General features: G+C 69.1%; 15 protein-coding genes, 1 tRNA gene and 2 pseudogenes. 6 read left to right on the top strand and 12 right to left on the bottom strand.

Going from position 1 to position 18,393, the window contains the following annotated elements:
• Window positions 1-162: 162 nt before the first annotated feature.
• Window positions 163-1,359 (bottom strand): sensor histidine kinase, encoded by a 1,197-nt coding sequence (locus tag OTB16_RS16975; protein WP_267721065.1) that lies wholly within the window; start codon window positions 1,357-1,359, stop codon window positions 163-165.
• A gap of 1,550 nt (window positions 1,360-2,909) precedes the next feature.
• Between OTB16_RS16975 and OTB16_RS16980 the strand changes: the two genes are divergently transcribed.
• Window positions 2,910-4,142, top strand: a complete 1,233-nt coding sequence (locus OTB16_RS16980; RefSeq protein WP_267721066.1) for an ice-binding family protein — start codon at window positions 2,910-2,912, stop codon at window positions 4,140-4,142.
• 366 nt (window positions 4,143-4,508) lie between these two features.
• Here the strand turns inward: OTB16_RS16980 and OTB16_RS16985 are convergent, their stop codons facing one another.
• Window positions 4,509-5,411: a helix-turn-helix domain-containing protein gene (locus tag OTB16_RS16985; protein ID WP_267721067.1), complete on the bottom strand. Its 903-nt coding sequence runs from the start codon at window positions 5,409-5,411 to the stop codon at window positions 4,509-4,511.
• A gap of 234 nt (window positions 5,412-5,645) precedes the next feature.
• Here OTB16_RS16985 and OTB16_RS16990 point away from each other — a divergent pair.
• Window positions 5,646-5,807, top strand: a pseudogene (locus OTB16_RS16990) (ISAzo13 family transposase); the annotation flags it as partial.
• A 412-nt stretch (window positions 5,808-6,219) separates the two neighbouring features.
• On the opposite strand, the gene OTB16_RS39590 reads toward OTB16_RS16990, so the two are convergent.
• From OTB16_RS39590 to OTB16_RS17005, 3 genes are all read right to left on the bottom strand, one after another.
• Window positions 6,220-6,447 (bottom strand): sigma-70 family RNA polymerase sigma factor family protein, encoded by a 228-nt coding sequence (locus OTB16_RS39590; protein WP_420717721.1) that lies wholly within the window; start codon window positions 6,445-6,447, stop codon window positions 6,220-6,222.
• A gap of 453 nt (window positions 6,448-6,900) precedes the next feature.
• Window positions 6,901-7,047: a helix-turn-helix domain-containing protein gene (locus OTB16_RS17000; protein ID WP_420717722.1), complete on the bottom strand. Its 147-nt coding sequence runs from the start codon at window positions 7,045-7,047 to the stop codon at window positions 6,901-6,903.
• Window positions 7,048-7,076: 29 nt separating this feature from the next.
• On the bottom strand, window positions 7,077-7,241 hold the full coding sequence (locus OTB16_RS17005) for a DUF5819 family protein (RefSeq protein WP_267721068.1): 165 nt from the start codon (window positions 7,239-7,241) through the stop codon (window positions 7,077-7,079).
• A gap of 277 nt (window positions 7,242-7,518) precedes the next feature.
• Here OTB16_RS17005 and OTB16_RS17010 point away from each other — a divergent pair, with 277 nt between their 5' ends.
• Entirely contained in the window at window positions 7,519-8,550 is a 1,032-nt protein-coding gene (locus tag OTB16_RS17010) for a hypothetical protein (protein WP_267721069.1), read from the top strand.
• Window positions 8,551-8,607: 57 nt separating this feature from the next.
• Here OTB16_RS17010 and OTB16_RS17015 read toward each other — a convergent pair.
• From OTB16_RS17015 to OTB16_RS17025, 3 genes and pseudogenes are all read right to left on the bottom strand, one after another.
• Window positions 8,608-8,739: pseudogene (locus tag OTB16_RS17015) on the bottom strand (dihydrofolate reductase family protein); the annotation flags it as partial.
• A 147-nt stretch (window positions 8,740-8,886) separates the two neighbouring features.
• Window positions 8,887-10,308 carry an ATP-binding protein gene (locus OTB16_RS17020; protein ID WP_267721070.1) on the bottom strand — a complete coding sequence of 474 codons (1,422 nt, stop codon included), beginning with the start codon at window positions 10,306-10,308 and terminating at the stop codon, window positions 8,887-8,889.
• Window positions 10,309-10,486: 178 nt separating this feature from the next.
• Window positions 10,487-10,738 (bottom strand): hypothetical protein, encoded by a 252-nt coding sequence (locus OTB16_RS17025; protein WP_267721071.1) that lies wholly within the window; start codon window positions 10,736-10,738, stop codon window positions 10,487-10,489.
• A gap of 274 nt (window positions 10,739-11,012) precedes the next feature.
• Here OTB16_RS17025 and OTB16_RS17030 point away from each other — a divergent pair, with 274 nt between their 5' ends.
• The gene (locus tag OTB16_RS17030) at window positions 11,013-11,585 is read left to right on the top strand and encodes a hypothetical protein (RefSeq protein WP_267721072.1); all 573 of its coding nucleotides are present in this window, start codon (window positions 11,013-11,015) and stop codon (window positions 11,583-11,585) included.
• 831 nt (window positions 11,586-12,416) lie between these two features.
• The gene (locus tag OTB16_RS17035; protein ID WP_267721073.1) at window positions 12,417-13,664 is read left to right on the top strand and encodes an NAD(P)/FAD-dependent oxidoreductase; all 1,248 of its coding nucleotides are present in this window, start codon (window positions 12,417-12,419) and stop codon (window positions 13,662-13,664) included.
• 120 nt (window positions 13,665-13,784) lie between these two features.
• Here OTB16_RS17035 and OTB16_RS17040 read toward each other — a convergent pair whose 3' ends face one another.
• Together OTB16_RS17040 and OTB16_RS17045 are read right to left on the bottom strand one after the other, a co-directional pair.
• A complete protein-coding gene (locus OTB16_RS17040; protein ID WP_267721074.1) occupies window positions 13,785-15,059 on the bottom strand; it encodes an MFS transporter in 1,275 nt (424 codons plus the stop codon).
• A complete protein-coding gene (locus tag OTB16_RS17045) occupies window positions 15,056-16,420 on the bottom strand; it encodes an MBL fold metallo-hydrolase (protein WP_267721075.1) in 1,365 nt (454 codons plus the stop codon). The genes OTB16_RS17040 and OTB16_RS17045 overlap by 4 nt, the downstream gene beginning before the upstream one ends.
• Before the next feature lie 86 nt (window positions 16,421-16,506).
• On the opposite strand from OTB16_RS17045, the gene OTB16_RS17050 reads away from it, so the two are divergent.
• A complete protein-coding gene (locus OTB16_RS17050) occupies window positions 16,507-17,172 on the top strand; it encodes an ArsR/SmtB family transcription factor (RefSeq protein ID WP_267721076.1) in 666 nt (221 codons plus the stop codon).
• A gap of 46 nt (window positions 17,173-17,218) precedes the next feature.
• Here the strand turns inward: OTB16_RS17050 and OTB16_RS17055 are convergent, their stop codons facing one another.
• Both OTB16_RS17055 and OTB16_RS17060 read right to left on the bottom strand, forming a co-directional pair.
• Window positions 17,219-17,500 carry a hypothetical protein gene (locus tag OTB16_RS17055; protein WP_267721077.1) on the bottom strand — a complete coding sequence of 94 codons (282 nt, stop codon included), beginning with the start codon at window positions 17,498-17,500 and terminating at the stop codon, window positions 17,219-17,221.
• Between the two features lie 353 nt (window positions 17,501-17,853).
• A tRNA-Gly gene (locus OTB16_RS17060) sits at window positions 17,854-17,924 on the bottom strand.
• Between the last annotated feature and the right edge of the window lie 469 nt (window positions 17,925-18,393).

Raw genomic sequence — 18,393 nt, forward strand, 5'->3', positions numbered from 1 at the left:
ACAACTTCGGGTGAGCGGCGTGCGGGAGCACGCCGGCGCCACTCGACGATCATGATTTCGGCACCGTCTGGCCGTTCGGTACCGGCCACTTGGCCGGACGAACCCGCCAGCTGGCTTCAGCGGGCGCGGAGATGCGCGGGAGGGGCCGGGGGGCAGGCCGACTCAGGGGGACGTGGCCTGTGCGGGGTGCCGGGTCGGGAAGGAGGCGGTCACGAGATGCCCGCCGTCGTCGGTGGGGCGGGCCTCGAAGGTACCGCCGACGAGGTGGGCGCGTTCCGCCAGCCCGATGAGGCCGTAGCCGCCGGAGGGCAGGTCCGGGTCGGGGTGCGGGTCCGGGTCCGGGTCGGGGTGCGGGTCGGGGAGGCCGGGCGGGCCGTTGTGAATCCGGAGGCACAGGTGTCCGTCCGACTCGTGGAGCCGCACGCTGACGACGGCCCCCGGCGCGTGCTTGCGGATGTTGGTCAGAGCTTCCTGGACCGTGCGGTACACCGCGTGCTGGACCAAGGTGGGCCACCGGCTCGGGGAGCCGGTGGCAGGCTGAAGGAGGCGCGGGTCGATCCGCGCCTCGACCTCGAGCTGGCACTCGCGGATGAGCTGTGGAAGGTCGGCGAGCCGGGGCTGGGGCGCACCGGTGTCAGCGCGGTTGCCGCCGTCCCGCAGGACCCCCACCACCTGGCGCAGCTCGTCCAAAGTGCGGGCGGCCATGGTGCGCACGGCGCAGGCGGAATCCCGCACCGCGGGGTCGGACGTGGTCATCTGCAGCGCGGCGGCCTCGACGCTGATCAGGCTCACCTGATGGGCCACGACGTCGTGCATCTCACGGGCCAGGCGGGTGCGCTCGGCCACCAGCAGCCGCTCCGCCGACAGTGCGTCCTCGCGCGAGCGTGCCGCGGCGAGGTCGGCGACGCGTGCGGTGAGTTCCGCGCGGCTGCTGACGAGCAGGCCCAGCGCGACCGGCAGGATGGCCTGGGCAAAGGCGTCCATCAGGATGAAGTAGTCGGTGGGGTTGTCCCACGTGGCTTCCTCGGGGTTCAGCGTGTAGCCGCTCCAGAGGAGGAACACGACGGTGCACACGGTGACCACTTGGCGACGGGTGGTCATGAGCGCCACCGTGTACAGCGCGATCATGCTGGGGATGCAACTGTCCAGGTACATCCCGGGCAGGGTCGTCAGGAACGTGGCGATCGGCCAGCGACGCCGGGCCAGCACGACCACGGGCAGCGCGCACAGGGCCACCGTCGCGCAGAACAGCTTCCGGGAGTCGTTCGTGTCGGCGTACGCCCATTCCAACTGGACGGCGATGTCGACGGTGGCGGCGCACGCCGGGAGCAGCAGCCACAGGGCCTGGGGTGCCCTCACCTGCCGACTTGCTCCGAACACCCGTTTGCCCCTTCGAAGTTACTCGTTGGTCACTTTGCGACTATAGGGCCAGCCGCCTGGGGGTCCTCCCGGCGGTTTCGCGCTCCCCTGCCAGGTGCATCGAGGACGACTGCCGGAGTGCGCTGGAGGCAGAGGTGTGGCGCCGGCTGGGCGGCGATGGCAGCGAGCGCCGACATGCTCCCGGAGGCTGACGGTGCTCTGGCGGCAGGACGCGTCTGGTGAGGTGAGCGCTGTCCTGTCGTGGCAGCCGCTGTGGCGGGACTCAGATGACAGCGGAAGGCGTGCGACGCCCAACCCGACGCTCCAATGGGTCACTTATCGCACGCGAATGGCACGCCGGGCGGGAGAGGTCTGGACAACGAAGAAGGCCCAGGTCTGTGACCTGGGCCTTCTTGCAAGAGCGGATGACGGGAATCGAACCCGCGCCATGAGCTTGGGAATCTATGGCGCGCGGGGTGTCGACAAGGCGCCTGAGCTGCAGAAACGAGCTGGTCGAGAAGTTGTCACGCGAGGGCGTCCGCACCCGTATTGACCGCTGTTCACCGCCTCGAAGGGCACGGATGGGGCACGACAGCGGCGGCCGGCCGGTAGGTCGATGAGGTTCGCGTTTGGGCGCAGAGCCCAGCACTCCCCAGGCGGTGGAGCTGCCGCGCCCGGAGGCACTCACCCCGCCTGTCTTTCGAAGTTGATTCCAAGGGTTCCGGGCCGTCCTCTGCCGACCGGCGTTTACCGCCCTGACCGGCACGTAATGGCGCGCGCCGCTCAGAGTGCTTGGCCGGCCTGATCTGCGAGGTACGAGCGCAGGGCCGCGTGCGAGGAGCGTTCCGAGCCGCTCGCCCTGGCGTCCAGCCATGCATCGTCGTGCCGACTGCCGGACGGTCAGGCTGTGTCGATGGCCACGAGCAGACCTGCCAGCGCCGGCCGTGCACCATGTGCAAGTCTGTTGGCGCAGGTCAGCCCAATATTCTTGGGTGTTCACCTGGGCTCATGAGCGTTCCCGCACCTCCGCCCGTCTGCAGCGTGGACGGTGCTGAACGCTGCTGCACCGACCTGAATGAGACGGGATTGAAGCAGGTCCAGAAGCAGGGCCAGACGGCGGCCTCGCGCCGCCGCGAAGACGGCCTGCTGCGTGAAGAGGACCCGCGACGACGAGACCCTTTGGCCGGAGAACCACTCGCCCTTACGCACAGAGCCCGGCCGGGCTCTGCCATGTCCCGCCCGACGCGACCTCGAAGCTCGCAGGGACGGGGGAGACGGCCCCGTCTCCGAGGCGGCTTCCTGACGTTATGTCACTCACATAGACCATTTTTTCTGATTTGTGGGCAATTGCATTGGAATATGCGTGACTGTTCCCGTGTAACGGCATATCACTACCTCGGGCAGGGAGCCGCTCTCGCAGTCCTCGCTCAGGGGGAGCCTGCGCGCCCGGCGCAGGTTGGGGCTTGCGGCCCCGCGTAGCCATCGTCGCGGTCGCTCGGGAACCTCCTCCGGGAGGACCTGAGACCCGAAGCAACAAGAAAGGTCCTGCTGTGGCATTGGATGTCATCCGGTCGGGTCCACCCGACAGAAGGCCTCGACGCAATCTGTTCAAACGGGGAGCTCTTGTCCTGCTCCCCGCAGCGATCCTGGCGGCGGCAACCCTGGTCCCGAACCTCGCTCACGCCCTGGAAGCTCCCGTCGGGCTGGGGACCGCCACCAATTACGCGGTCCTGGCCGGTTCAACGGTCACCAACACGGGCCCCTCCGTCATCAACGGAGATCTGGGGCTCCATCCGGGCACATCGGTAACCGGCTTTCCGCCCGGCATCGTCAACGGAACGCAGCACATCACCGACGCCGCCGCCGCTCAGGCGAAGTCCGACCTCGTCGTCGCCTACAACGACGCGGCAAGCCGGGGACCCGGCACCGCCACTTCGGCCGATATCGGCGGACAAACGCTGGCGCCCGGCGTCTACACGGCCTCGTCGACACTGAACATCACCGGAACGGTCACTCTCGACGGCCAGAACAACCCCGATGCCGTCTTCATCTTCCAGATCCCCTCGACCCTGATCACGGCTCCGGCGAGTGTCGTGGCCTTCATCAACGGGGCAAATGCCTGCAACGTGTTCTGGCAGGTGGGCAGCTCCGCCACCATCGACACGACCTCCCAGTTCAAGGGCAACATCCTGGCCCTGACGTCCATCACGCTGAACACGGGCGCCGTGCTCGAAGGCCGTGCCCTGGCGCGTAATGGCGCTGTCACGCTGGACACCAACACCATCACGCGGGCGGCCTGCGCCGTTGGCCCGCCTGGCCCGCCTGGGCCTCCCGGGCCGACCGGCAGCCCTGGCCCGACGGGCCCGACCGGCGCCCCCGGCCCGACGGGTGCTCCCGGCCCTGACGGCAGCCCTGGCGCCCCCGGCCCGACGGGTGCTCCCGGCCCTGACGGCAGCCCTGGCGCCCCCGGCCCGACCGGCGCCCCCGGCCCCGTCGGCGCCCCCGGACCTGCCGGACCTGCCGGACCTGCCGGACCTGCCGGACCTGCTGGACCTGCTGGACCTGCCGGACCCGCCGGACCCAAGGGGCCTCGCGGCGACAAGGGCGAAAAGGGTGACGCGGGCGATCACGACCACGGTCACGACGACGAGGGCGAGCACGGTCACGACCACGGCGAGCACGGTCACGACCACGGCAAGCCCGGTCACGACCACGGCAAGCCCGGCCACGACCACGGCAAGCCCGGGCACGGCCACGACGGCTCCGACCAGGGCAAGCCCTAGTCGGCCGACTTCCTACCAGGCGGCTTCCACGATGCTCTGGGCCACGTAGGTCCCGGGCACACCGCCAAGAACGTCAACTTCACCCCTGTAAGCGCCGCCACCGGCCTGCGGTCGAAGGAGACGACGCCAGGCCCTCACCGCGACCGACTTGAGCAGCGAGGTCAGCATCATGGCCGCCACTGCAGCCGCGCCGGCATTCGTCGGAGGCTCGGCCGTCTTCGCCATGAGGCGGACCCGGCGAGGTGGAGCAACCCGACAGGACTAGCCCTTCGTAGAAAGGCTGACGCTCGATCAACCACATAGGCAGTTCGGTCCGCCGTTCGGCAGCTGAGCCCCTGGAGACACCGTCCGGGGGTTCAGTGGCGCTCACGGGCTCGGCAGGGACAGCGCGCGGGCATCCCGGCACGATTCTGGGTCGGCGTACGCCCTGATGGTTTCCTTGATGAAATGCCGGGTGCCTTCCGGGCTCAGCGCCTGGGCCTGCAAGTGCGCATGCATGCCGCTGTAGCGTCCCACGTCGGATCGTTTCTCCAGATAGAGGTCGCTGGTGAACCTCTCCAGATACACCACGCACACATCGGTGGTGTCGGCGAACTCGAGCAGTGAGAACTGCCCCGAGACGCCTGGGTGCGCACCTGCATCGTGAGGGAGAACCTGCATGGTGACGTGCGGCTGGGCGCTGAGGTGGGCCAGATGCTTCAGCTGCTCGCGCATGACCTCGCGGCTGCCCACGACGCGCCACAGCACCGATTCGTCCAGCACGGCCCATAGGCGCAGTGGGTTGCCCGGGGCGCGAAGCCGGTCCTGGCGCCGCATCCGCACCTGGAGGCGGGTGGCGGCCTGCTCGGCAGTGGCGTGAGGGATCGTTCCTGCGATGACCGCTCGTGCGTAGGCGGGGGTCTGCAGCAGGCCGGGGACCACCAGGGGCTCGTAGAACCGGATCGCGGCCGCTTCGGCCTCCAGGCCGATGTAGGCGCCGTACGGGATGTCGTCGTAGGCGTTCCACCAGCCCGGCTGACCCGATTCGCCGGCCATTTGCATCAGATCGTCGACGCGCCGCTGATCCCGGACTCCGTACAGCCCGCAGAGATCTCGCACATCGCGCGGCTTGATGGGTCGGCGGCCGTTCTCCAGCAGGCTGATCTTGGGCTGGGAGATCAGCAGGCGCGCCGCCACCTGCTGCGTCGTCATACCGCTGACCTCCCGGAGCCGACGCAGCTCCGCCCCCAGTCGGCGCCTGCCGATGGTGGGATTGGCAGTGACACCCACGGGGCGCGTACCTCCGTTCAAGAACCTTGCACCGGCGAGCAGATTGCCACGGCCAGAGCAACTGGATTCGCTTTGGCCCCCGTGTCGTACAGGGTAATTCGATAATTACAACCAGAGAACGCAGAAGGCCCCCGGCCGGTTTCCCGGTAGGGGCCTTCAAGTGCCCAGTGAGGCACGGGCGGAGGCGTCGTGAATTCATGGGTTGCTTCCGGGACTTGGGTTCGTTGATGTGATATCGGTCGTTTCGATGAGTTGATCAGTCCGTTGCGGGCGAAGTTTGAGGCGGTGACTCCGCATCTCAACGAGCGGCAGTGCCGTCTGCTGTATGCGGCGGAAGCGCGGCAGCTCGGACATGGCGGGATCGCGGCTGTCGCCAGGGCCGCGGGAGTCTCGAAGGAGGTGACGCCCCCAGCCTGTGACGCAGGCACCCCATCGCGGGGCGTGACGGACCAACGCTCAATCTGACGCCCCGTGAAGGGACTTATGGCACGCGAATGGCACGCGGGCTCTGAGAGGTCTGGACAACGAAGAAGCCCCAGGTCGCTGACCTGGGGCTGTCGTATGGAGCGGATGACGGGAATCGAACCCGCGCTATAAGCTTGTTCCGCGGCCAGCTGCCCGTACGACCAGGCACCACGCCCGCGGCCCGTGCGGTGGCGGTCGACGCCTTGTGCGCAGAGGCCCCCAGCCAGCACGGCGACCCAGAGACCACCGCGGGCCGCCACGGGAACCGGCAACAGACCCACGGCCGCGAGGACGGCACCGGCGGCAAGCACCCTGCCGATCGCGGATGGTGCGCCCGCTCTCCTCAAAGGCCCGTCGCTCCTTGCCGGAGCTTTTCCGGGTTGCGGACCGCCCAGATACGAGTGATGCGGCCGCCAGTGACGCTGAACGCCGCCACGGTCACGGCGACGCCGGCGTGCTGGGCGACCAGGCCGGGCCGGCGGTTGACCGTCCGCTCGAGAAGCGTCAGCCCAGGGGCTTTGCCGGCGATGTGGATCAGGTACTGGGCGGTGCTCCTGGCGCCTTCGACCAACCGGGCGCAGAACGGTTCCGACCTGGCCGCCGCCGTCGGCGGTCATCGTGGCGTCGGGGGGCGAGGAGGTCTACGAGGGCATCGATGTCCCTGGCCTCCCACGCCTCCTTGAAATGCCGCACCAGACCGGCCTGCCAGGCCGACGACCTCGGCGACCTCGGCGACCTCGGCGAAGCCTGGCGGCGGCTCGCCCGCCCCATCCTGTACGCGTCCGGATTCCTCGTACTCGCTTCACTGCAGGTGGCGCTGGGCATCGCACACATGTCATCGCCACATGTCCCCCTGGACATCCTGATGTTCGGCCTGAGCATGCTGGCACTTGGCCAGGTACTGCTCATCCACATGTCGAAGCGCTCAGGCACCCGGTCGTGTGCGCAGGCCATGCGATGCCCACTCAGCCTGGCAGTCGCCTGCCATCCCGTGACGGGTGGCGAAGCCGGCATCCTCCCAACGTCAGCGCGTGGACGGGCTGGTGAGGTCGTCGTGTCCCCGGTCCGGCACGTTGTTCACCAGGAGTCCGCTGCGCTCGGCCGCCAGGGCAGCCTGTACCCGGTTGGTCGCCCTGAGCTTGGCCAGGATGGCACTGACATGTTCCTTCACGGTGCTGAGACTCGTGTACGTCTTGACGGCTATGGCGGTGTGACCGAGCCGTCCCGGCATTGCGCCCGGGCCAGGATTCCCCTGTTCTCCGACAGCGGGTCGGGTGCGAAGAGCATCCAGTTCTGGGCGGAGCACGGCTCCAGATAGGTGGCGACCTTGTTGTAGTACCGGATCTTCATCGGTGTGAGGGGCATCTGGGAAAAGGCTGCGGCGGCGAAGTGAAGGCCCAGGAGGGCGGCACCGATGAGCAGTGCCGCCCTCCTGGTCAAGCGGGTGGCTGCGGGTCGGCGGGTCGGCTCGGCCTGGACGCACCTACCAGAACCTGGTCCGTGCCAGTGCCCGTCATCCGTGGTCGGTCGTCATCCGCACTGTCAACTGCCCGTCATTACCCCTGAGGTAATCGTTTTCTCTGGCGCCCCCGAAGAAGCTTGATCCATCGAAGCGATCAAGCGATCACGAACGGGGAACGACATGAACATGCGGCGGTACACGCGCACCGGAGTGTTCGCGGCGGCCACTCTCCTCGCAGGCCTCACCATCGGTGCCGCGCCGGCCACCGCCACCGCCGAGGGCGGCGAGTGCGCCGAGGTCCGCGAGAAGGTAGACCGGCTCGAAGGGCGGATCACCCCGAACGCTTGCGCCTTCATGAAGCGGCAGATCGTCTTCGGCGAGGCCCCCAGCCTCCAGACCTACCTGGACATCTTCGACGAGGAGGCCAGCCTCTGGGAGGCCGGCGGCAAGCCCCAGCGCGGTCACGAAGTGATCGGCGCCTCGATCAGCAACTCGCTCCGCCTTGTGCCGGACCTCCGCTATCGCGGCACGAACGTGGTCGCCGACGGCGCCGTAATGATGTTCGGTCAGCAGAACACGGTCACCCTCAAGGGCCACAAGGTCAGCTACCCGCAGATCGCCCGCAACGTCCTCGGCGATGATGGCAAGACCATCCAGGCCCGCCGCTACTACGACCGCTACGAGCTGTTCCAGGTCTTGCCCGAGTCTCAGCGGCCCCGCCCCCTCTTCGCCGGCATCGCCGACCCGGCCGGCCCCGGCCCGCGCGGAGCGGCCCCCGACCGGTTCCACGCCCAGGAAATCCCCGCCCGCCTCGCCGCCTGGAACAGCGGGGACGCTGCCGCGCTGGCCGTCCGTACCGGCAACGCCAAGCTGGCCGGGCCCGGCCTGGACCGGTCGCTGACCACCCAGGAGGGCAAGACCGCTTACCTGCAGCGGCTGTTCGAGAACGCCGACGTCGAGTTCAAGGCGGGCCAGGTTGCCTTCGGCCGCACCACCACTTACATCGAGTGGCATGGCACGATGACCGACCCCAACGGCACCGACCCCAACGGTACCGACCCCAACGGCACCGACCGCAAGGGCACCGACATCCCCTTCGGGATCGTCGAGCGCATTGGCCCGAAGGGCGAGTGGGAGCTCTACTTCGACACCCTGCCGGTGATCGCGGACGAGGACGAGATCCGCGGCCTGTTCAAGGTGCTCGCGAGCTAGTGCGGTCGTGCACCGGCCGCTCCCTGAGCTGGCCTCCGGCCCGCCGGAACAATTGCGGTTCAGTGTGAACGAAGGACGCCGGTGGTGGGTCATGACGAACACCGGGGAGTGCACCGGCGGCTCATCACCCCACCAGCCCTGCCACTCGTAGTCCTGCCAGGGCCCGCACTGAGGCCCGAACTTGCTGCGTCACAGCGACTGTGGCGCAGGCACGTGGGGAATCGAACCTGCGCGTTTACCTCCCTGACCGGCACGTACGGGCACGCACCGTCCAGACGAATGCGGCCAGAACTGGAACCAGGGGACACGGCTTGGGTCGGCCTGGTGTCCGGCTGTTCAGATTCCGCGCCATGCGCTGAGCAATTCTTCCGGCCCGTACGTGGCCTGGAGCCCGGCGCAGTTGACGCCACTGCGGGAAACCGCGATCAGTGGCACGGGATCATCGGTGACTGCTGCCCGGTGTTTGTGCAGTGCGGCGAGGTCGTGGCTATCGAAGGCCGAGTTCTCCAGCCATTTGACGGATCCGAGGAAGAGCAGCTGTTTGGCCACCGGCTGGCGGTCTGCGCCAACCAGGTCGATCTCGACGTCGTTGCTGCGGGTCCAGTATCCGCCGATGGCGGGGGCGGCGGGCAGGTCGTCGTCGGGCAGGAGGCGGGCAAGCGATTCGCGTACGAGCGGCTCGACGGCGCGGCCTCGCCAGCTTGTCCATTGTTCCTTGATCCGGCTCAGGGTCAGGTCGCCGCGCATGCGCTCGATCTCCGCCATGTGGGGATCGAGAAACGCAAGCCAGAAGCGCAGGTACGGGTCGGCCACCCGATAGCGGCGCTCCTTGGACGGCCTGATCGAGACCGGCAGTTCGGCTGCGACCACGCGCTTCTCCGTCAGGACGTCCGTGGCCCGGGTGAGGGTCGTATGGGCGATTCCGCCAGCCGCCCGGGCGATGTTGGTGAACGTGCGCTCGCCGCTCCCGATCGCCCGCAGCACTTCCCGGCTCATCGCCTGGGGCGGGAACTCGGCGGCCAGTGATCGTTCGGCGGAGACCAGGAGCGCGGAGATGGGATTGTCGAGCGAGCTGCGGAGGAACTCCCACAGCGAGGCCCCCTGCTGCCACTCGGCGCAGATGAGAGGCAGTCCGCCGGTAACCAGTGCCGCATCGAACGAGGCCGCCGGTTCCAGGCCGAGCATGTCGCCGATGTCAGCGGGATTGAGCGGCCCGAGGACCATCTCACGACCGCGCTGGTGGAAGGGCCGGTCGTAGCTGTTCACGGCCTCCATCATCGACAGATCGGAGCCGACCAGCAGCAGTAGTACCGGCTTGCGGCTGAGCAGTCGGTCCCACGCCCGCTGCAGCATGCCCTCGAAGGCGTCGATCCGGTCCATGAGGTACGGGACTTCGTCGATCACGACCACGCTCGGGCTGTCGTCGGGCAGGATCTCCGCCAGCAGTCGGAATGCTGCGTTCCATTGCGTCGGGGCCTCCTCGGCGAATAGAGACCGCTCCGGCAAGGTGGAGGAAGCGACGGCGTCGAGCAGTTCCGTCAGCTCGTCCTCAGCTGTTCCCCCCGCTGCAGTGAAGAAGAGATATGGGGCCTCGGCCCGGCTGAGGAACTCCTCGACCAGGCTCGACTTGCCGACTCGCCGTCTCCCGCGCAGCAGGATGCACTGGCCGGGCTTGTGAGAACCCCCCGCCTCGCGGACCGTCTCGAAGGCAGCACCCAGAACCCGCAGCTCCTGCTCTCGCCCGATGAATCGACGCACGCCAGAGGCTCCCCTCAGAGATAGTATCGCCAGCAATACTATCGCGCGTGGCAGTATCTGGCCGGATGCCCCGCCCGTCGGGTGCCCGGTGCGTCGTCGGCCGCCGCGAAGTCGATCGTGCATGCTGCCTGAACTCGGGGCGGCGGCCCCCGGCGGGTCACTGGACGCCGGAGGCCGATCAGCTACCCGTCTCCCGCTGCGTGGCGCGCCGGACCAGGCGGTCGACGGTGGAGACGACCTCGGTGGCGAAGGCCGCGTCGTCCCTGACCGTGAGGTAGGTGACGTCCGCGACGGTGTGCAGGCCGTGGACGAGGCCCCGGGGTTCGCTGAGGTGGGCGTTGTAGACGTGGTAGCCCTCCCTCTCCAGTTCCTCGAGGAGCGTCTCGAAGTGGTCCCGCGCCTTGGTGCCCATGGCGCCAGCTGCGTCCACGAGGCCCTTGAATGGGCGGCATGGGAGCAGGCCAGGAGGGTGGTGCTTGTCGGAAGACGGGTGCCTCACCTTTCCCACTTCCCACGTGATCGACCGGACAGGGCCTGGAAGTGTGCGGGTCGGCCTCGGGCAGGGGCGCCTCTCCCCCGTACGGGGGAGACGGTCAGGACCGGGGACGGACGCCGGGCTGCGGAAGGGCGCCGGAGGATGGGAGGCGGCAGCAACTCCCGGGCCTTTCCGGCTCTCGGGGTGTCCCCGGCTAAGGAAGACGACGATGAGCGTGACCGAGACTCTGACCAAGGCGGGTGCCACGGCCGGCGCGGACGCCGGAGCGCGCGTGCCGCAGGTGTCCCGCGCCATCATGTGGGCGGCGCACGCGATCCCGCTCTGCGCACTGCCGTCGGGGCTGTGGCGCATCGCTCTCGTCTCGGGATGGCCCGACTGGTACGCGGGCCACGAATGGCTGCCGGGCGAGCGCCCGTACGTCGTTTCGCTCTCGCTGATCGCGGAATGCCTGGCGCTGCTCACGCTCGGGCTTGTCAAGCCGTGGGGCGAACGGCTGCCCGACTGGGTCCCGTTCGCCGGCGGACGCGTGCTGTCGGTGCGCGCCGTTGTCGTGCCCGCCTCGGTGGGCGCCTTCCTCGCCACGGCGCTGTCCGCCTACGCCACGCTCAACTACTTCTTCCACTTCGTCCCGCCGCTGAACGACAACGGCGAGGCGTTCCCCACGAGCGGACCGGGCGCCTGGGCGCTGTGGGCCTGCTACATCCCGATCCTGGCGTGGGGCCCGCTGCTCGCCGTGGTCACCCGCGCCTACTACCTGCGCCGGACCCGCGGAACGCGGTAGCCACGGACACTCCGAACGGCAGCTGGTCTCGCGATACGGGATGCCTCTGGGGCCAAGCGGTGCAAGCGGTGTGCGAAAGGCCTTCAGGGCAAGGCATTCCTACGAGTTGGGGCACGCGGAGGGCACGGCATGGCCTGAGAGGCCTGGACAATAAAGAAGGCCCAGGTCGTTGACCTGGGCCTTCTTGGAAGAGCGGATGACGGGAATCGAACCCGCGCTATAAGCTTGGGAATCTATGGCACGCAGGGCATTCATATAGCATCTGGCCTGCGGAAACAGTTAACCAAGCGGTCTGTTGCGAGTGCCCGCCCCGACCCATATTGACCGCTGTTCACCGCTCCGAAGGGCACGGGTAGGGCACGGTGCCGTGAAGAGGTCACGCAGCGGTCGGTACGGAGCTTCGAGGTCGTCGTCACTCCGCCGGACTGCCCCCTGCAAGGGAGCGCCGTTGCGAGCGCAAGTGCAGGGTCGGCGCTGCCGAAAGCACCCCGACGTGTGCGGGGAGTCCGTCAACGGGGCTCCAGGTACGCGCGTGCCGCGGGAGCAGGCGCCTCCGGTCGGGCCGGCCTCCAGCCGGCCCGCGAACAGGTCCGGCGCGTGACCTGTCGCGCCCATGACGATCCCACTCGGGCTGGACGTCGTCGGGCGGGCAGGCTGACCAGGATGCCCTTCCCCGGGCTTCTGTACCGACCGTGCTCTGGCGGGCCCCGAAGTCGAGCCAGGTCTAGCGTGGAAGGGGGGAAACCTCATCGCGACGACGGGTGGGCCCGACTCCTGGGCGACCGGACAGGAGCCGGGAGGGCGGTGCCGACCCGATGGGCAGGTGTGGCCATGGCCAGTACAGCCAGCGCGACTGGCACCGACACCGGCACCCGTGACCACGACGTGATCGTCGTCGGTGGACGCTGCGCAGGAGCACCGACCGCCATGCTTCTCGCCCGCCTCGGGCACAAGGTCCTCCTGGTCGACCGGGCGACGTTTCCGAGTGACACGATCTCCACCCATCTGATCCACCCGCCGGGCCTCGCCGCGCTGGAGCGTTGGGGATTGCTGGATCGGGTGGTCGAGACCGGTTGCCCGCCCATCGACACCTACGCGTTCGACCTCGGCCCCTTCACCATCGTGGGTTCGCCGGCCGGAGAGGGCTTCGACGCCTCGTACGCACCACGACGTACCGTCCTGGACGAGATCCTCATCGACGCTGCGGCGGAGTCCGGTGCCGAGGTGCGCCAGGGGTTCACCGTCGAGGAGATCTTGGCCGAGGGGGACACAGTGACCGGTATCAAGGGCCACGGCAAGGACGGGAGGACCGTCACCGAGTACGCCCGGTTCGTCGTGGGCGCGGACGGACTCCACTCGTCGGTCGCGAAGGCGGTGGGCGCCGTCGGCTACGCGGAGAAACCGAAGATCAACGCCTACTACTACACCTACTGGTCCGGGCTGCCGATGTGCGGGACGTTCGAGGCGTACGACCGCGGGGACCGGGCCTTCGCCGCCTGGCCCACCAACGACGATCTGACACTTCTCATCTGCGCCTGGCCGATGCGAGACTTCGAGGCCAACCGCGCGGACGTCGAGGGCAATTACCGTGCGACGGTGGCCCTGGCACCTGCCTTCGCCGATCGGGTCTCGGCCGCCACCCGGGCCGAGCGGTTCTTGGGCATGGCCATCCCCAATTACTTCCGCAAGCCCTACGGCCCGGGCTGGGCGCTGGTCGGCGATGCCGGATACCTGAAGGACCCCATTACCGCCCAGGGCATCCAGGACGCCTTCCGGGACGCGGAGCGGTGCGCCCGGGCACTGGGCGACACGCTCGACGGACGGCAGCCCTTCGACGAAGCCATGCGGGCGGCCCAGGAGGCGAGGGATGCCCAGGTCATGGGCATGTACGAATTTACGGCGGAGTTCGCAACGTTGGAGCCTCCGCCTCCCGAGATGGAACAGCTGCTCCTTGCGGTGTCCCAGAGCCCTTCGGCGCAGGACGAGTTCGCCAGGGTGACGGCTGGAGTGACGCCGCCCGAGGTGTTCTTCGGACAGATGGAGGAACGGATGAGCGGCCCTACGGGGAACGCGGCCTGAGCGCCTTGACCGGCGCAGTGGCACGCGCCCCGGCGTAGCGCGTCGTCACCGGGAGGTTGCGGCGACGCTGGCAGGTGCCCCGGCGCCTCGCGTGCCTGGGGAACCTCAACGGTGTGGTGGTCAGGTACGCGTACGGGGATGCGTTTCGTACATGCGTACCGCCACCAGGAGGCCAGAAGCGGCGGTGAGGGCGGCGATGGCGTAGATGGCGGTGGTCAGGCCGTAGGCGTCGGCGAGGATGCCTGCGAGGAGTGCGCCGATGGCGAAGCCGCCGTCTCGCCAGAGGCGGTAGACGCCGACGGCGCGGGCGCGCCAGGCGGGGTGGGCGACGTCGCCGATGACGGCGAGCAGGGTGGGGTAGACCAGGGCGGTGCCGATGCCCAGCAGGATTTGCGCGGCGGCCCAGACGCCGAAGGTGGTGCCGGCGGCGACGAGGGCGATGGCGGCGGCCTGGAGCAGCATGCCTGCGGTGATGAGGTGCTTGCGGCCGATGTGGTCGGACCACCAGCCGGTCAGCATCTGGCCGGCGCCCCAGACGGCGGGGTAGAGGGCGGCGAGGATGCCGATCTGGGCGATGGACAGGCCGTGGGCGGCGAAGAGCAGGGGGAAGATGCCCCAGGCGAGGGCGTCGTTGAGGTTGTTGACGAGCCCGGCCTGGCTGGCGGCCGAGAGAGCCTTGTCGTGGAGGCTGGTCAGACGGACGATCTGGCCGGTGGTCAGTCCCCCGTCGTGCCCGTTGCCTGAAGCGATGGTGTGACGGGCCGCTTCGAGGCGGGCGTGGTCGCGGGTCTCGCGTACGGCGAGGGTGGACAGGCCCAGAGCCAGGACGACGTAGGCGGCCCCGAGGAGGAACGGGGCGGGGCGCAGTCCGGCGTGCTCGGCGATGGCGCCGGTGGCCATGGCGGTCGCGGCGACGGCGCCGTATCCGGCGGCTTCGTTGAAGCCCATGGCGAGTCCCCGGCATTCGGGGCCGGCGAGGTCGATCTTCATGATGACGGTGGTGGACCAGGTCAGGCCCTGGTTGATGCCGAGCAGGATGTTCGCGGCGATGATCCAGCCCCAGGACGGGCCCCAGGCGAGCATTGCGGGGACGGGCAGGGCGATCAGCCATCCGGCGATCAGGACCGGTTTGCGGCCGAAGCGGTCCGACCAGGTGCCGGCGAAGAAGTTGGTGACGGCCTTCGTCGCGCCGAACGCCACGATGTAGGTGAGGGCGGCGGTGTAGGCGGACAGGTGGAAGACGTCGTCGGCGAGCAGCGGCAGGATGGTTCGTTCCTGGCCGAGCATCCCGCCGACGAGCGCGTTGACCGCGACGAGCAGGGCGAACTGGGGGAGGTTGGCCCGCAGGCCGAGCTGTATGCCGGAACGGGTATCGCTGCCTGCGTGGATGCTCACACCCCCTCCTGGAGGGGGCGGCCGGTCGCCTTGGCCCAATCGCCCGGGCCGCCGTCGAGGACGGCGAGATCACGCTGGCCGGCGCGCTGCAGGAGGCTGGCAGCCGTCATGGCGCGCTCGCCGTGACCGCAGGCCACCACGGCATCGGCCGGAGCCTCGCCGGAGCGGGCGGCGAGATCGCCAAGTTCGATGTGGACCGCGTCGGCGATGTGCCCCGCCATGTGTTCCGCCCGCTGGCGGATGTCAAGGACGGGCCGGCTCCCCATACGGTCGGCGGTGAGCAGTTCGATGCTCTGGCGCTCTCCCCCGATGGCGGTCCAGGCATCCATGCCGCCGTCGAGGTGCCCGGCCAGCCGCTCATATCCGATCTTCAGGGCCTGCCAGGTGATCTCTGCGAGGTCCTGGCCGGGTGAGGCGACGAACACGAGCGGGCTGTCGTCGGGCAGCAGCCAGCCCAGCCAGGTGGCGAACTGCCCGCGCAGCGGGATCGAGATCGCGCCCGGTAGGTGGCCCGCGGCGAAATCGGCGACAGATCGGACGTCGACGAGCTGAGCACCCTGGCCGAGGAGGCCTCGGACCTCTGCCACCGTGAGTGGGGTGAGGGTGGGTGCGGACCCGAGGACCGCAGGGCCGCGCCGGTTCACCTCACCCAGCTGGTCGAAGTACGCCGGGTAGGAACCGAGGCTCCCCAGCAGCTGCCGCACGAAGGCGTCCTCGTCCGGTGCCGCGAGCAGCGGGTTGGCCCGTCGCTGGTCACCGATGGTGCTGATCCGCTCGGTGCCGGGAGGGGCGGAGCAGAACGAGCCCGCGCCGTGGGTGGGCCAGACGGCCGTGCTGTCCGGCAGCTCGGCGAGGCGTCCCAGCGAGCGGTACTGGGCACGGGCCAGCTCCTCGGCTCGGTCGGCGCCGAGGAGGTCGGTGCGCGCGGCCGACCCGACGATCAGCGAACCACCGGTGAAGACACCCAGCTCGCGGGTGCCGTCCAGCAGGAGGAACGAGAGGTGCTCGTCGGTGTGGCCTGGGGTGGCCAGCGCCCGCAGGGTCAGCCCGCCGAGCTCGGTCTCGTCGCCGTCGGCGAGGGGCGTATGCGGGAAGGCGCGGTGGCCGGCTGCCGAGGCCAGCACCGTCGCATCGTCGTCGTGCGCGAGCTGGACGGCGCCGGAGAGGAAATCGGCGTGCAGGTGGGTGTCGGCCGCGTACGCCACCCGCAGCCGCCGCCGTCCGACAGCAGCCCGCAGCGCGCGCAGGTCCCGGCTCGCATCCACCGCGAGGGCGCGTCCGTCGCCGAGGTCGACGAGGTAGGCGCTATTGCCCAGTCCCTCATCCACCAGCGGTATCAAGTGATCGTCGGCGAAGCCCATCAGGTCCTCCAGATGACACGGTAGGGGCTCGGTGGTCCCAGCGCCCATCCATAGATACAATATTCCATGGATCTATGGAGGATGCCATGGGAGACGCCGCACGGAAGTCGGCCTTGTACGACGCTTTCGCCCTCACGGGCAAGGCACTGAGCAGCGGGAAGCGCTTGGAACTGCTCGACCTGCTGGCGCAGGGCGAACGCACGGTCGACGCGCTCGCCAAGGCGGCCGGACTGAACCTGACCACCGCCTCGGCGCACCTGCAAACCCTCAAGCAGGCCGGACTCGTCGCCACCCGTCGCGAGGGCGTGCGGATCCACTACCGCCTCGCCGGTGACGACGTCGCCGCCCTCTACGCCCTCCTGCGCCAGGTCGCCCGGACCCACCAAGCCGCCGTCGAACCGGCGCGCACCGCATACCTCGGCACGGACGCGGCGCAAGAGGTCGACCGTGAGGAACTGCTGACCCGCGCGCAAGCGGGCGAAGTCGTCGTCCTCGACGTCCGCCCGGGTGAGGAGTACGCCGCGGGCCATATCCCCGGCGCGATCTCCATTCCGGTCGAGGAACTCGCCGAGCGCATCGCCGAACTACCGGACGACGTCGAAGTCGTCGCGTACTGCCGCGGCGCCTACTGCGTCCTCGCTCACGACGCCGTACGCCTGCTCCATCAGCACGGCCGCAAAGCCCTGCGACTCACCGACGGCATGCTGGAGTGGCGTCTGGCCGACCTGCCCGTCGAGGCGGAAGCTGCCTGAATACGCGTCCTCTGTGCCCTCGCGCGTCTGAGGCGTATGGAGCTCGTCAGCCGGTGACGCGGGCAGCCCGCTCGCGGAGTTCCTGGGCTTCCGGGACGCCGTTGTACCGCCGCAGGCGGACGCGCATGTCCTGGAGGGCGGCCTGGACCTTGACCGAGCGGATGCCGTCGGCGCAGTCGAGGAAGTCGCGCCAGGTGGCCATGGCGCCGTCCACATCGCCTTGGCGCAGGCGTACGCCGCCGAGGTCGGCGAGGACGATGGCGCGGGTGCGGCGGCGGTCGAGGCCGTGGATGTCCAGCGCGAGGTGGAGGATCGCACTTCCCCCCACACCGTCAAGGAGCACGAGCGAGCCTGCCTGCGCTTCGGTAGGGAGCGCCTTGGGTGGCATTCGGAGGCGTAGGAGGAGTGTCGCGCTGCCGCCAACTCGGCTGCGTAGGCGGGGTGATTGGGCGGCTGCGTTCAGGGTTGCGAACGGGCGAATTCGAGCGCCCCTGTGGTGCGGGTCACATGGAATATGCCTCGCGATTCGAGACGACTGCGCTCCGTCGTGGGGCAAGTGGCGCACCAGGGGCCTCCGAGTAGGACGCTTCTGCGAGTTGGGGCACGCGGAGGGCACGGCGGGGGCAGAGAGGTCTAGACGACGAAGAAGGCCCAGGTCGTTGACCTGGGCCTTCTTGGAAGAGCGGATGACGGGAATCGAACCCGCGCTATAAGCTTGGGAAGCTCATGTTCTACCATTAAACTACATCCGCTTAGCGGCCCAGTTGCCTGGATCCGTCTCTTTCGTCACTCTACCCCATCGTCGACCCCCGGTGAATTTGCCGCGGGGTCGCTGTCGTGTGTGGCGTGCACGGGGGCGTGTGGGGGCGGGAGTTGGGGCGTACCGTGTGGGGGCGGAGCGGCGGCTGGAGTGGGTCGCGAACATCCCCTAATGTGGCGATTCGTCGCAGTGCGCAGCACGGCTCGTTGGGGAAAGGGACTCGATGGAGCACACCGTCGTCCGTTGTGCCGAAGGGCACGTTTTCAGTACCGCCTCGTTTCCGCTGCAGCACCTCGGTGCCGGCCGGATCGGGCCGGGGCGGCTGCTGCGGTGTCCGCGCTGTGCGCGGCTGAGGCAGTCCGTGCCCGTGGGTGGCGGCGCCGCCAAGCGGTAGGCGTACGGGACGTACGGCCGGGCGCGCGGGTGCCGCTCCGATTGGGGGTGGCCCGCGCGCTCTGCGT

It is taken from the genome of Streptomyces antarcticus, from assembly GCF_026627255.1.
Taxonomy (GTDB): domain Bacteria; phylum Actinomycetota; class Actinomycetes; order Streptomycetales; family Streptomycetaceae; genus Streptomyces; species Streptomyces antarcticus.